Origin of the sequence: Metabacillus sp. B2-18 (genome assembly GCF_021117275.1) — a bacterium.
Lineage (GTDB): Bacteria > Bacillota > Bacilli > Bacillales > Bacillaceae > Metabacillus.
This window is the reverse complement of record NZ_CP088245.1, coordinates 1,810,548-1,825,505: the sequence shown is the minus strand read 5'-3', so window position 1 is coordinate 1,825,505 and position 14,958 is coordinate 1,810,548. Positions and strand designations below refer to the sequence as shown.

At 35.5% G+C, this 14,958-nt stretch carries 11 protein-coding genes; 1 reads left to right on the top strand and 10 read right to left on the bottom strand.

Annotated features, from left to right (window positions below):
- Positions 1 to 170: 170 nt before the first annotated feature.
- The 10 genes from spoVE to bshC all read right to left on the bottom strand — a co-directional run bounded on the left by spoVE (position 171) and on the right by bshC (position 13,651).
- Positions 171 to 1,313 (bottom strand): stage V sporulation protein E, encoded by a 1,143-nt coding sequence (gene spoVE / locus LPC09_RS09160; RefSeq protein WP_373995112.1) that lies wholly within the window; start codon positions 1,311 to 1,313, stop codon positions 171 to 173.
- 29 nt (positions 1,314 to 1,342) lie between these two features.
- The gene (gene murD / locus LPC09_RS09155; protein WP_098797958.1) at positions 1,343 to 2,698 is read right to left on the bottom strand and encodes a UDP-N-acetylmuramoyl-L-alanine--D-glutamate ligase; all 1,356 of its coding nucleotides are present in this window, start codon (positions 2,696 to 2,698) and stop codon (positions 1,343 to 1,345) included.
- A complete protein-coding gene (gene mraY / locus LPC09_RS09150; protein ID WP_098797959.1) occupies positions 2,699 to 3,673 on the bottom strand; it encodes a phospho-N-acetylmuramoyl-pentapeptide-transferase in 975 nt (324 codons plus the stop codon).
- A 171-nt stretch (positions 3,674 to 3,844) separates the two neighbouring features.
- Entirely contained in the window at positions 3,845 to 5,311 is a 1,467-nt protein-coding gene (locus LPC09_RS09145; RefSeq protein ID WP_098797964.1) for a UDP-N-acetylmuramoyl-L-alanyl-D-glutamate--2,6-diaminopimelate ligase, read from the bottom strand.
- 217 nt (positions 5,312 to 5,528) lie between these two features.
- Complete coding sequence (locus LPC09_RS09140; RefSeq protein ID WP_098797960.1) at positions 5,529 to 7,472, bottom strand: stage V sporulation protein D; 1,944 nt, start codon at positions 7,470 to 7,472, stop codon at positions 5,529 to 5,531.
- Between the two features lie 240 nt (positions 7,473 to 7,712).
- Positions 7,713 to 9,905, bottom strand: a complete 2,193-nt coding sequence (locus LPC09_RS09135) for a penicillin-binding protein (RefSeq protein ID WP_098797961.1) — start codon at positions 9,903 to 9,905, stop codon at positions 7,713 to 7,715.
- A gap of 112 nt (positions 9,906 to 10,017) precedes the next feature.
- Positions 10,018 to 10,380, bottom strand: a complete 363-nt coding sequence (gene ftsL, locus LPC09_RS09130; protein WP_098799610.1) for a cell division protein FtsL — start codon at positions 10,378 to 10,380, stop codon at positions 10,018 to 10,020.
- 34 nt (positions 10,381 to 10,414) lie between these two features.
- Positions 10,415 to 11,347, bottom strand: a complete 933-nt coding sequence (rsmH, locus tag LPC09_RS09125) for a 16S rRNA (cytosine(1402)-N(4))-methyltransferase RsmH (RefSeq protein ID WP_098799611.1) — start codon at positions 11,345 to 11,347, stop codon at positions 10,415 to 10,417.
- A 118-nt stretch (positions 11,348 to 11,465) separates the two neighbouring features.
- The gene (gene mraZ / locus LPC09_RS09120; protein WP_098799612.1) at positions 11,466 to 11,897 is read right to left on the bottom strand and encodes a division/cell wall cluster transcriptional repressor MraZ; all 432 of its coding nucleotides are present in this window, start codon (positions 11,895 to 11,897) and stop codon (positions 11,466 to 11,468) included.
- Positions 11,898 to 12,022: 125 nt separating this feature from the next.
- On the bottom strand, positions 12,023 to 13,651 hold the full coding sequence (gene bshC / locus LPC09_RS09115; protein WP_176551243.1) for a bacillithiol biosynthesis cysteine-adding enzyme BshC: 1,629 nt from the start codon (positions 13,649 to 13,651) through the stop codon (positions 12,023 to 12,025).
- A gap of 226 nt (positions 13,652 to 13,877) precedes the next feature.
- Between bshC and LPC09_RS09110 the strand changes: the two genes are divergently transcribed.
- Complete coding sequence (locus LPC09_RS09110) at positions 13,878 to 14,918, top strand: IS1595 family transposase (protein WP_098794757.1); 1,041 nt, start codon at positions 13,878 to 13,880, stop codon at positions 14,916 to 14,918.
- Positions 14,919 to 14,958: the final 40 nt, after the last annotated feature.

Sequence of the window (14,958 nt, the reverse complement as noted above, 5' to 3'; positions counted from 1 at the left end):
AACTAGTAGTTGTATAGAAACACATATGTAAAACTATGAAGGCTGACCTTTTAAGGACTGCTTAGAGGTTAAAAACCCCTAGTCTGTCACTTACCAACGTCAGCCTCGATACTTACTATTTTATATGATAAACAACCTATAATGAAACTAAAATTAGCCTTTTAATGGACCTAATACTTTGAGTATCTGCTCACATTTAATAAGACACCCATTGCCATTAGCATTAGTGTAAGGGAAGATCCTCCATAACTTAAGAATGGAAGAGTAATACCTGTTACAGGCATTAGTCCGGTTACAACACCAATGTTAATCATAACCTGAATAGCTACCATTGTAATAATTCCAATGGCCAAGAAGCTACCATATAAATCAGGGGCTCCTAACGCAATTCGTACCCCTCTCCATAAAAGTAAACCAAACAATAATATAACTAATGACCCACCAATAAAACCAAGCTCTTCAGCTAAAATGGCAAAAATGAAGTCAGTTTGGGGCTCAGGTAAATAAAAGAATTTCTGCCTGCTTTGTCCTAACCCTTGACCAAAAAGACCTCCAGGACCAATCGCATACAAAGATTGAATGATTTGGAACCCACTGCCTAGTGGATCTTCCCATGGATCCAAAAATGATGTAATCCTTTTAATTCTGTATGGTGCTGAAAGAACAAGAGCAACAAATCCCGCAACACCTAAAAGACCCAGCCAAGCAAAATGCACCACTCTAGCTCCCGAAACAAATATCATCACGATACATGTCCCTACCATAACTGTCCCTGTTCCTAAGTCAGGCTGAAGCATAATGATCCCAAATGCAGTGAAAACGAGTCCAAGAGAAGGGACTAATCCTTTTTTAAACGAGGTAATTTTCTTTTGATTTTCAGATAAAAACTTCGCTAAGAAAGCAATCATCGCCAATTTCATAAACTCTGATGGCTGTATCGAAAATGCACCAACACCAATCCAACTTCGAGAACCATTACGCTCCATCCCTATGCCGGGTATTAATACTGCAATTAAAAGAAAAAAACAAATGATAATTAACATTTTTGACCATGTCCGCCATGTCCAATAGTCAACGTTCATAATAAAAAACATGGCTATAACACCAACACCTGCAAATAACAATTGGCGCTTCGCAAAAAAGAAGGAATCATCAAACTTATATGTTGCCCAAACTGCACTTGCACTATATACCATGATTAGTCCAATTGTTAAAAGAAGTAATGTTAGAATAACCAATATAAAATCTGGTGTAGACCTTTTTGCTGTCAACGCCGAACACCCCTGTATCAAATTTATTAAGGGCTGTAGCATAGACTGCAATTAATTATTCGTACAAGCCCTTAGTTAAGCTTATGCACGGCTTGAATAAAAATGTCTCCTCTTTCCTCAAAAGTTTTATATTGATCCCAACTTGCGCATGCTGGTGACAATAAGATCACATCTTCTTTTTCGGAAACATTAAACGCCGTCAATACTGCTTTTTCTACATTATCGACACGTTTAATTTGTTCTATTCCACTTTCTCTGGCAATTCTTTCAAGCTTAGGTGCAGTTTCCCCAAATAAAATCATAGCCTTTACATGATGTAAAAATGGCTTTAATTCATCGAATTCGTTACCTCTATCAAGGCCTCCTGCCAATAAGATGGTAGGTGTTTTAAATGCACTAAGCGCTTTACTTGTTGCTAATATATTTGTTGCTTTTGAATCGTTATAAAAACGACGCTCCCGAATAGTATCTACATATTGCAACCTATGTTTAACGCCGTTAAAAGTGGTTAAAACCTTGTAAATAGATTCGTTAGAAACTCCTCTTAGCTTGACAGCAGCTATAGCAGCCAGAATATTTTCTAAATTATGTTCTCCCGGCAGTACGATATCTTTTAAGGAAACAATCTTCTCACCTTTATAAAAGATTGATTCATCTAAGATGTAAACTCCATTATCTATAACTTCTGTAGTTGAGAAAAATAATTTTTGTGCCGTTGATCTTTCAGAGCATTCACAAACTTCTTTATCATTTAAGTTTACAATCGACACATCTTCCTCAGCTTGGTTTTCATAGATCTTCCCCTTAGCATAAACGTATTCTTCTTTGGTGCCATGGTAATCTAAATGGGCATCAAAAATATTTAATATCATGGCAATGGATGGTTTAAAATCAATTGTTCCAAGAAGTTGAAACGATGATAATTCCATAACAATGACATTTTCTTTTGTGGCTTTTTGAGCAACTTCGCAAGCTACAGTGCCAATATTACCTGCAATTAAAGGTTGTTTTCCGTCCTCATTTAACATTTCAAAGATAAGGGTTGTTGTTGTTGTTTTACCGTTTGAACCGGTTATTGCGATAATGTCCGCCTCTGAAATCTTATAAGCAAGTTCAACTTCCGTGATGATAGGAATATTCTTTTCCTTGGCAAGAACTAAAAGAGGATTAGAGTATGGAATCCCTGGGTTTTTCACAATAACGTCGATTGTAAGATCCTCTAGTAAAGATAGAGGGTGTCCTCCACCAACAACATTAATTCCATTGTTTTTCAATTCTTTTACAACTGGGTCTTCATCAGTCGCCTTTAAATCATTTACAGTTACTGCTGCCCCAAGCTTGTGTAACAATTTAGCGGCCGCTAAGCCGCTTTTTGCCAATCCTATTACCAATACATTTTTATGTAAGTAATCATTAATGTTTTTCAATTACAACCACACCTCAATATAAATTCCAAGTACTGCAAAAATTAAACCAATCGTCCAAAAAGTAACAACAACTCTCCACTCTGACCACCCTACTAATTCATAGTGATGATGAAGAGGACTCATCTTAAATACTCTCTTCCCAGTTGTTTTAAAAGAAATAACTTGAATAATAACTGATAAAGTCTCAATGACGAAAACTCCGCCAATTAAAACTAATAAAATTTCAAGCTTTGTTAAAATCGCTATTGTTACAATGGCACCTCCAAGTGCTAGTGAACCTGTGTCTCCCATAAATACTTTTGCAGGATGTGCATTAAACACTAAAAACCCGAGGACAGCTCCAACAACAGCTACCGAAAAAATGGCAACATCGTATTGCGATTGATTCCAAGCCAAAACAGCAAATGCCCCAAAAGCGATAGCAGCAGTACCTGATAACAACCCATCTAAACCATCTGTTAAGTTTACTGCATTTGATCCTCCCACTAACATAAATACAACGAGAATAATATAGCCCCAACCAAGGTCTAAAGAAAAAGTTGTTCCAGGTATCCCTATTTCTGTTGAAAAGCCATACTGTGTGAAGACAAGGTAAAATATAATAGCAATAATCACTTGCCCAAGAAGTTTTTGTCTTGAAGTTAAACCAAGATTTCGTTTCATAACAACCTTGATAAAATCATCCAAAAACCCTAACAAACCGTATCCGAATGTTACAAACAACAATAAATACATCTCAACACTAAGTTGTGAAAATTTCCCTGTCATAACAATCGTTGTAATAATGATCGAAATAATGATCATTACACCACCCATTGTTGGGGTACCCGATTTTTTTTGATGAGATTTAGGTCCTTCTTCTCTAATACTTTGACCAAACTTCAGCCTTCTTAAAAACGGAATAATGATTGGGGAAAGTAATACACTGATTAAGAATCCCATAACGATTGTAAATAAAATTACTTGCTCTAACATGCACACACCTCCCCACAGAATACTAAGTCATTAGAATATACAAGCGTATCTTTTACGAGATTATCATATGAGGTATTTTTCTGAATATGTTCTTCTAAACTGTTTTTCTTCATCTTATCAACTTCTCTTTCTTCCTTTGTACCTATTCTTATGAAAGGTCTTGGTCATTCACTACAAATTTAATGTATTTATTGCATTTAATGCGATTTCCTTATCATCAAAATCAAAAACTTTATTACCTATTATCTGATATGTTTCGTGGCCTTTACCTGCAATTAGTATTACATCACCTTTTTGAGCTTTTTTAACAGCATAGGAAATAGCCTCTTCTCTGCTAATAATAGATGTGAACTGGTAACCCACTACACCTTCTTCCATTTCCTGAAGAATATCTTGCGGATCTTCACTTCTTGGGTTATCAGATGTAAAAACGGGTTCATCACTATATGTTACCGCGATTTTAGCCATTAAAGGTCTTTTTGTTTTATCCCTGTCTCCCCCACATCCTACAATACAAAAGATGCGCCCCTCTGCAAACTGTTTAACAGTCTTAAGAACATTTTCTAGGCTATCAGGTGTATGTGCGTAATCAACAATAACGGTATAATCCTGCCCACCATCAACTAATTCAAAACGTCCTCGTACCCCCTCCATCGATTCAATAGCTGTAACAATCGTATCTAAATCAACAGATGAAGCAAGTGAAGCAGAAACAGCAGCTAACACGTTATACACACTGAACTTTCCAACCATTTGAATTGTAACATTGCGTGTACCAACAGGTGTTACGAGTTGAAACTTTGTACCTTTAGATGTCATTTTTATGTTATTTGCTTTAATATCAGCAGGACGATCGATACCATAGGTTAAAGTTTTTGCAGATGTCATCCGTTTAAATTCTTCAGATGCCTCTTCATCTTCATTTAAAACAGCAATCTTTAGATCATTATGATCAAACTTATTACCTAGTTGAGCAAACAATAGTCCTTTAGCATACTTATATGCTTCCATTGTTTTATGGTAGTCTAAATGATCCTGTGTTAAGTTCGTAAACACAGCAACATTGAAATCACATCCATGGATTCTTCCAAGATGAAGGGCATGTGATGATACCTCCATAATAGCGTGTGAAACATTTTGTTCCTTCATTTCGGCAAATGTCTTTTGCAATGTCAGACTTTCAGGAGTTGTGTTTTTAACTTCTTTTTGTTCATCACCAATTTTTATGTACATTGTCCCAATAAGACCTGTTTGCTTTTTTGCTTCATTGAATATTTTCTCAATAATATGTGTTGTTGTTGTTTTTCCATTAGTTCCAGTAACACCTATCAGGTGCATGGAATGAGTTGGCTGTCCATAAAAAATATCCGCTAATACAGCCATTGATCTTTTAGTATCTTTTACAACAATAACAGGAACATCTAAGTCTAAGTTTCTTTCTGCGAGTATAGCTACTGCACCCTGCTCAACAGCCTTTCGTGCAAAATCATGACCGTCAACCGTGTAACCCTTTATACATATAAATAAACTACCGGGCTTAACTTCTCTAGAATCCATTTCTAAAGATGAGATGGTAGGGTTCTTTAAAGATAGAAGTGAGTCATCATGTAAAAATGTTAGTAAATCATTTAATTTCATTTTTATTCCTACTTTCATTACAGGGTTTTCCTTTTACAATAAAAGAAATAAACCACCAGTCAAAATATAAATGGTAAAATATTTCTCCGTACTATTTTATCTTACTTAAAAGAAAAGAGCCATCATTCCTTTCAATTTTACGAAAAACATAAATGTTATTATACCAACAGAAAGAAAGCGTGCCAATGCAATTTTTGCAATAGCATGCTCCCTCTGGTTATTCACTTTCTTTCTTTTCACTATGTTCATCACCTAGGTATACTCTTAAGGTGGATCCTTCTTTAACTTTTACACCTTCATTTGGGGATTGTTGCACAACAACATCTCCTTCGCCCGATACATCAATCTTCAAGTTAACGAATTGTTGAGTTAATTCTTGTTTCGTTAACCCTATAATGTTCGGTACTTCTACTAGTTTTGTGTCCAGCCAATTATATTCTTTCTCAATTTGGCCGTCTCTCGGCTTTACACCTATCTCAGGTAATACATCACGCATAATGTTTCCTACTATAGGTGCAGCAACCGTTCCACCAAATTGGACCGTTCCCTTAGGATTGTCGACTGCAACATAAACAACAATTTGAGGGTCATCAGCAGGTGCAAATCCAACAAAGGAAACAATATGGTTATTTTCCATATATCGCCCATCTTTTACTTTTTGTGCTGTACCTGTTTTTCCACCAACTCGATAGCCATCAACAAAAGCATTTCTCCCACTTCCTAATGCAACAACACTTTCAAGAGCATAACGAATTTCTTTTGAAGTTTCTTCAGAAATAACACGTTTTTTTGCATTAGGTGTATTTCGACTGATTACTTCACCAGTAACTGGATCTACCCATTCCTTCGCTATATATGGGGTATACAGAACACCTCCGTTTATAGCTGCAGAAACAGCAGCAACTTGCTGTATCGGTGTAACAGAAACACCTTGACCAAATGCGGTGGTTGCAAGTTCCACAGGTCCTACTTGTTCTGGTTTAAACATAATACCAGTTCCTTCACCTTGAAGATCAATTCCTGTTTTTTGACCAAATCCAAAATCTTTTATATATTTAAACAGCGTTTCTTCCCCAAGTCTTTGACCAAGCTCTACAAAACCAGGGTTACAAGAGTTTTGGACAACTTCAAGAAATGTTTGATGACCATGTCCCCCTCTTTTCCAACATCGTAATCTTGCTCCATCAACCTCTACCGAACCTGAATCATTAAATTCATCTTTTTCTAGGTTCACTTTCTTTTCTTCCAGTGCTGCAGCTAGAGTAATAATCTTGAATGTAGAACCAGGTTCATAAGTACTCCAAACAGGTAAGTTCCGATTGTAGACCATCGGATCTACTTCCTTAAAATTAGCTGGATCAAAATCAGGCCTGCTTGACATCGCTAATATTTCACCATTGTTTGGGTTCATAGCAATGGCAATAATCCCATCAGGGTTATAAGTGGCCTGAGCATTATCTAGTTCTCTTTCAATAATTGTTTGAACTCTCGAATCAATTGTTAGTTTTAGATTATTTCCATCAACAGGAGCTGTATAGTCATCCGCTTCATCTGGCATCCTTTGCCCTTTTGCATCTGAATAAAACTTAACATACCCTTTTTCTCCCTTTAATTGCTCATCGTAATATGCTTCTAAGCCTAATAATCCCTGATTATCAATTCCTGCAAAACCAAGAACATGTGATAGATAACTTCCATAAGGATAATACCTGATCGAATCTTCAGCTATGTAAACTCCCTTTATATTTAAATCTCTCACTTCATTTGCTTTTTCATGAGAAATTTTTCTCCCCTCAGGATTGATTCTTTCGATAGAAACTCTTTTTGTAATATGTTGATAGGCTTTTTCTTCTGACATATTTAAAACTGCAGCTAATTCTTTTGCAGCCATAGCAGGATCTTCAATTTGTCTTGGTACAACATAAATCGTTGGAGCACTCATATTCGTTGCTAGCTTTACTCCATTTCGATCTAAAATTTCCCCACGTTCAGGCTCAAATGGAATGTTTCTGCTCCATAAATCTTTGGCTCCCGAAGTGAGTGTATTACCAAGAAAAAATTGAACATACCCTAGACGTATATCAATCACTAAGAAAATTAAAAAACCGAAAAGCAATGTTAAAACAAGACGCTTTCTAACGGTCACATTAGATACCCGCATATATTTTACTCCTCCTTGTCTAGGCTCGTTCAAATATATATGCTTGTACAGGAGGAGTTAGAACTGTTATCCATACATTCTAATCTGACAACTCACAAGGATAAATCAAAGAAACTTTTCAATCATTAATCATGTATAAGAACATGTAAAATAATTATTGTTGCACTAAGTACAACCGAATATAAATTCGAATAAAAAAAGATTGATCTCTTTTTAGCTGAGATCAATCCTAAATTCATTTTATTCTTGTTCATTGCTTTCTTCAGGCTGTTTTTCACCATTTTCTGTCCCAAGTGATATCGTCAAAACATCGCCTTTCTTTAATAGGCTACCTTTTTTAATACTCTGTTTTATGACGAAACCAGATCCTTCTGCATTCACAGAAATATTCATTATATTTCCTAGTTTCATGACATCCCGTTTAGACCAACCTGTTAAATCTGGCATTTTAACTTCTTCAGATAACTTTAGAAAGACTTTTTCATTTAACATTATTGAAGTATCACCTTCAGGATATTGAGCAGTAACTTTTTGTCCATTTCCAAGAATAATTGGAGTTAAACCTAATTTTTTCAATTGATTGTTAGCTTCTGCAAACTTTGTATCTACTAAATCAGGAAGTAACGTGTCTTCACTTGAGGGTTTCACTTGTGTTTCAGTTTCAATTTCTTCTGTAGGTTCAATTTGTAAATATTGAAGGCTGTTTTTCATCACAGTATTAAAAATCATTGAAACTGGAACAGAACCTGCTTGTCCTTCAAGCTTAGGTTTCTGAACAGCTACATATACAATAAGCTCTGGATTATCTTTTGGTGCCATTCCTAAAAACGAAAAAATATGGTTGTCATTTCCTGATAAATAACCTCTTCCATTTGGGTTTGGCATTTGTGCAGTACCCGTTTTACCAGCAACCTGATACCCTTCAATGCTATAAGGTTTTCCAGTACCATTTTCTGAACTTACAACAGTTTCTAAAATATCCAGTGTTGCTTTTGCAGTTTTTTCAGTAATTGGTTGAGAAACTACCTTTGAACTATTTTCCTTTACAACTTCATTAGAATCTTTATCTACTATTTTATCAATAACATAAGGTTTCATCATTTTACCATTGTTCGCAATCGCTGTTGCTGCTTGTACGAGCTGAATCGGAGTAAAGGCAGATGCTTGTCCAAATGCAGTTGATACCTTATCGATCTCATAGTTATAATTTATTTTACTTTCAGCTTCGTTTGGCAAATCAATATTTGTCTTTTTCGTAAATCCGAATTTGTTTAGATATTGATACATTCGATCAGTTCCAAGCATATCTTTAGCAAGAATTGAAAAACCAACATTTGATGACCTTTGTACACCTTCATTAAAGCTGATTGTTCCCCAACCACCTCTTTTATGGTCACGTACAACAGATGGTCCTACTGCATACGAACCTGATTGGAACGTTGCATTTCCATTATAGACTCCTTCTTCAATTGCTGCTGCTAAAGTGAAGATTTTCATCGTTGAACCAGGTTCAAAAGGATAAGAGATAACATCATTGTAATAAGACGTAATGTTCCTTTTATTTGGGTCGAAACTCGGTCGCTGAGCCATAGCTAGTATTTTTCCGGTCTTCGGATCAGCTACAACAGCAACGATCTTCTCAGGTGAATACTCTTCAACTACTTGATTCATAGAGTCTTCTAAAAAGGTTTGTATTTTCTGATCAATGGTTAAATACACATCTTGACCATTTTTCGGAGCTACTATTTCATCGTCACTTGTTGGTAATTTCCAATTGTAACGATCTTTTTCAAATTTTATGTAGCCATCTTCTTCATGAAGGTATTTCTCTAATGTTTTTTCAAGGCCCATCATTCCGATCGTCTCACCTGTGTCTTCTTGCTTTTGCGCATAACCGATTAAATGAGAGGCAAAGATTCCATTTGGATAAAATCGTTGTGTATCACGAATGAACGTAATACCAGGAAGCTCCAATTTTGTTATTTGTTCTTTTAAAGTATGGCTAATGTCTCTACCTGCAGATCCAAATTCAACTTGGTATAAATCCTTAGATAAAACCTCTTCTATTTCATTTTCTTCCATATTTAATAAAGGTGCTAACTTTTGTGCCGTTTCTTCTACATCAACAACATGCTCTGGATTGTCAGGATCTGTTGTTATTTGATCGTCAAGAATTGCAACGAGTTTATAAGAAGACTTGTCTTCAGCAATAACCTCACCCTTACGATCTAATATTGACCCTCTTGATGCTTCTATAGTTCTTTGACTCTCATAGAGTTCTTCAGCTCTTGCTGCAAGTGCTTGACCATGTGCAGTTCCAGTTGATTGAATATAAAAGAAACGAACAAAAATAACTAAAAATAGCAAACCAAAAATCAACGCTAATAATGCAGCGCCTCTATTCATGTTTATATTTTTATGCGTTAATTTCATAGAAAACCTCCTATGTTGTATGATATCACCTTTACCCGTAAATGGATAGAATAATTGAAGGACTAAGCCCACATGAAACTTACACGGCTTAGTCCCTTTATTTGATTCTTTATTAATTTTGCACACTTTTTACATTATTTTGATCTAATGTTAACCCTAATTCCTTAGCTTTTTCCCAAATACGATCATATGTACTTAACTCTTCTACTTGAACATGAAGGTCACTGTTTAATTTCGTTTGTTCTTGGATTTTAGCTTCAGTTTTTTGAATCTCCATATTAGCTTGATACACATTATAGGAGTTCGCAACAATTGTAATAGCTCCTAATACAAAGAGAGAAACAAATAATAAAATGAGGAATTTCTCACCTGGGGTTATTGAAGCTCTTCTTGTTCTAATAACAGGTTCTTGTTTAGGGGATTGATTTAGCTGCTCCTGACGTTGTTGTTCTAGTTTCATGGCTAAATTACTCATTTTAATAACCTCCTTTAAAATAATCTTTTTCTTTTTAGAGCTTTTCAGCAATTCTTAGCTTAGCTGATCGTGCTCTATTGTTTTCTTCCAGTTCTTGTTCTGATGGAAGAATAGGTTTTCTAGTAATAATTTTTATTTTAGGCTCATACCCTTCTGGGATATATGGCATATTCCTAGGTAATTCAGGTGGTGTTGCCGCTTCTTTAAAGGCTGATTTACATATACGGTCTTCCAAAGAGTGGAATGTGATAACACTCACTCTTCCTTCAGGCTTTAACAATTCAATTGATTGTTCAATTGCCTCTTCAAATACTTTTAATTCATCATTTACAGCAATTCTTATCGCCTGGAAAATTCTTTTGGCTGGGTGTCCACCTTTTCTGCGTGCAGGTGCCGGAATTGCCTCTTTAATAATTTCAACTAGCTCACCGGTAGTTCGAATTGGCTGAGTTTCTCTGTGACTTTCAATCTTTCTCGCAATTTGTTTAGAGAATTTCTCCTCACCATATCGAAAGAAAATTTTCACTAGTTGTTCGTAAGTCCACGTGTTTACCACTTCGTATGCTGAAATATCTGATTGCTGGTCCATTCTCATATCTAACGGTGCATCATGATGATAACTAAATCCTCGTTCAGGCGTATCTAGCTGTGGGGATGAAACCCCTAAATCAAATAGAATACCATCTACTTTGTCAATTCCTATTTCAGCAAGTTTTTCAGATAGGTAACGAAAATTACTTTTGATTAAGGTTACCTTACCTTTATAATTAGCAAGCTTTTCTTTCGCGTTTTCTAACGCTGTATCATCCTGATCAAAGGCGATTAGATGCCCTTGTTCTGATAACTGTGAAAGCAGATAGCTACTATGACCTGCACCTCCTAGTGTGCAATCAACGTAAATACCATCTTCCTTAATATTTAAGCCATCTACTGTTTCCTTTAGTAACACTGTTGTATGTTTAAACATATGTTGTACCACCTCTTCAAATCTGTTTCAGTTAGAAGGAAGTAAATAATCTCCCCCTAAAATCTTGGACTATTCTTAGCTTGTCCATTTTTCTACTCATTCTTTGCTAAAGAGAAGATTATATATCAAAATCAATCATATTTTCCGCAATTTCTTCAAAAGAATCTTCTTGCTCAGCAACATAAGTTTCCCAAATGGACTTACTCCACAGCTCAATCCGATTTGAAACGCCGATCACAACGCATTCTTTTTCTAGTTTTGCATACTGCAAAAGTGGTGTTGCGATATTTACACGACCTTGTTTATCAAGCTCACATTCAGTCGCACCTGAAAAGAAAAAACGGGTAAATGCACGAGCATCTTTTTTAGTTAATGGGAGATTCTTTAGCTTATCTTCAATTATTTTCCACTCACTCATTGGATAACCGAACAAACACTGGTCCAGGCCACGTGTTAAAACGAATGTTTCTCCTAGTCCATCTCTAAATTTTGATGGGACAATCATTCTGCCTTTTATATCAATGGTGTGATGGTATTCTCCCATAAACATGTTCGTTGTCCCCACTTTCTCCCCTTAACTCACCACTTCCCCCCACTTATCTCCACATCTTTATTCTACATTTGTTTTCATAAAAAAAAAACCCTGTATTCACAGGATTTTCAAAAAACTTTTATTTATATTTTGACAATTTTATGTGTTCCATTAAAGGAATATGACAAGTTTAGCAATTCTCCTACAAAATTTGGTCCAAACTTGTTTAAATAGTAATAAACATTCCAAACTCTCTCTTGTGGATGTAAATTTGGAAGTAATGATTGTTCAATTGATTTAAACTTTGACAATTGAGAATCATGCTGTTGTTTCTTCCGATTTTCAACAGTTTTATAAATAAAATCAAGGTGTTCCTTAATAAAATGACCATTCTTTTTTAGCATCGGCTCTAAGCTTTGATCAATTAACAATGCAGCGTCAACCAACTTAGTATGAATCTCGGAAATTTCTTTTTTAGCTTCCTCAATTAAGGGTGCCATATCAACTGGAGACATTTCCTTGAGAAAGTTGTTCATTGAAGACATTACTCCTTCTTGCAGCACTGCCTCTAATTCCACACCCGTTTCCTTTATGTTTCTGTCTATAGCTCTTTCTAAAATAGTCATTTGCAGCCTTGGAAGAACTGGTGGCATTTTTATATCAAATAATGAAAAAACACCTTTTAATTCAGACCAATATGTTACTTCACCCGGACCTGCAATAAAGGCTAATGTAGGAAATAAATATTCCTGCATTAACGGCCTTGTCACAACATTGTTACTGAATTTTTCAGGATTCGTTTCAATCAAATCAAAAAGTTCCGCTCTGGTAATAGTAAATCCAATTTCACTTACTTCATACTCATTATGACTAATTCTCTCTAGAAGGAAACGCTCCCCGTCATGATGGTAGAAAAGGTTAGCACTGTTATCTGTCATTTCTATAATAGGATGATAATCTAATGATTGCATTTTTTGTTGTTGTTCTTTTACTGCGTCGTAAATTCTCTCATTTTGTTCTAAAATTGATTTGAAATATGATTTTTCCAGCTTTCTTAGCTCATGATCTCCTGAATTAATCAGAACAAGCCCTTTATCCTTAAAAAGATCCATGATTACTTTTTCAAAGAATTCAACATATGTTGAAGACTCTTCAGCAAATTGCTTTAAGGTAGAAATCAATTGATTGGAATAATCTGTTTCTCCAAAAGCCTCAAAAACTTGGTCAATCCAATCAAATGTTTTTTGTTTGTTAAGCTCAAGTTGTGACACAGGTTGTTTTTTTACAGGTGAATCCTTTATTGCAAGCTTTCTTGCTATTTGATTTTTCTCTATAAAAACATGATTGATTTCCACAAAATCATGGTCCTCACCAGCAATCCAAAAAACAGGAATAACAGGAACACCTAATTCCTTTTCTTCTTTCTCAGCAAGTACAATGATTGAAATAATTTTATGTATTGTATATAGAGGACCAGTTAATAAACCTGCCTGTTGCCCTCCAATAACTACAAGGCTATCAGGATTTTTCAATCGTTCTATGTTTTCTAATATTTTTTCATCACTGTTTAAACATCGGTTGGTATAGTTTTTCAAGTAAGTTGCAAGCTCTTCGCGTTGATAAGTACGTTCCCTTAAATCTTCAGCTCTTTCTCTAAAAAGAGAAGATGAATGAACGTTATAATCAAAAAAAGATTCAACATGCAACTTTTTCTCAGTTAAGTCATTAATAAATTGATTTGAAGAGCGCAGGGAGAGTTCAACTATCTCCATATATAAACTTCCTTTCTTGATTAAAGTCATATGTTGTCATTTATGTCCGATTGTACGATGTAACAAGGTGAGTATAGCACTTATGGTAATGAAACAAAAAACCTTTGCTTGAATTCTAGTTCTTTTTAAAATTAAGCTATGTTAAATAACTCTGTTGATATTTGATTATAACGAACCCTTGTTCTATAATGAATTTGTAAAATTAAACGATATGGAGTTGGCAAGGATGGCATTGAAGGACATTATCGAAGAAATTAGAAAGTTGAGTACGGGAGACCAATACCGACTAAAAGAGTTCTTTACTAAATCTTTGGCTTCCTATTCCGCAAGTGAACCTGTTTTTAAAGAGGTTTCAGAGCGGAAGCATAAAGATGGATTTACTTGTTCTCATTGCCATTCCAATAACTCCGTTCGTTTCGGTAAGTATAATGTGAAAATGGGTAGCCGTACATTGGAACGACAACGATACCGCTGCAAAGATTGTGGAAAGACTTTTACTGATGTGACGAATACGCCTCTTCATCGTACTCATCTTCCTCACAAATGGTTGGAGTTCGTTCAGTGTATGATAGAAGGCTATTCACTGCGTAAATCGTCAGAGCTTTTAGAAGTTCATTATGTAACTTTATTTTATTGGAGGCATAAGCTCCTTTCAGCCATTAAAAAGATGGATTTTGACCAATTCGAAGGTATTGTGGAAATGGACGAGACTTATTTTCTCTACTCGGAAAAAGGGAAACGTAAAGTGGAAGGACGAAAAGCTCGAAAACGTGGAGGTTCGTCTTCTCAACGGGGTATCAGCAAAGAACAAGTCTGTGTTCTTGTTGCAAGAGACCGTCAGAAGGTAACATACTCGAAAGTAGTTGGTCAGGGTCGGATTATAAAAACTCGTTTGGAAGAAGCTATTGGGTCTAAACTTTCCTCTTCCAATGTTCTTTGTACTGATGCTTGGCGGGCATTTATGACCTACGCAAAAGAAAAAGGACTTGAACATTATAGATTTAAATCAGATGGTAAGGAACGGGTCCGTGGTGTTTATCATATTCAAAATGTAAATAGTTATCACAGTCGTTTAAAAGGCTGGTTAAATCGATTTAATGGTGTGGCTACAAAATACCTCGACCATTATTTGAGTTGGTTTCAATTTCTCGACCAAATCAAACATCGAAATGACGACACAACTGTTAGTAAGATGATTGTTGAAAGTAGCCTGTTTTCAATTGATGTCACCTATGATAAATTGCGTTTATCACAATTTTCATTATGAAAATCAAACGATGTACCGAAGGTGAGATAGGAAAAAAAGG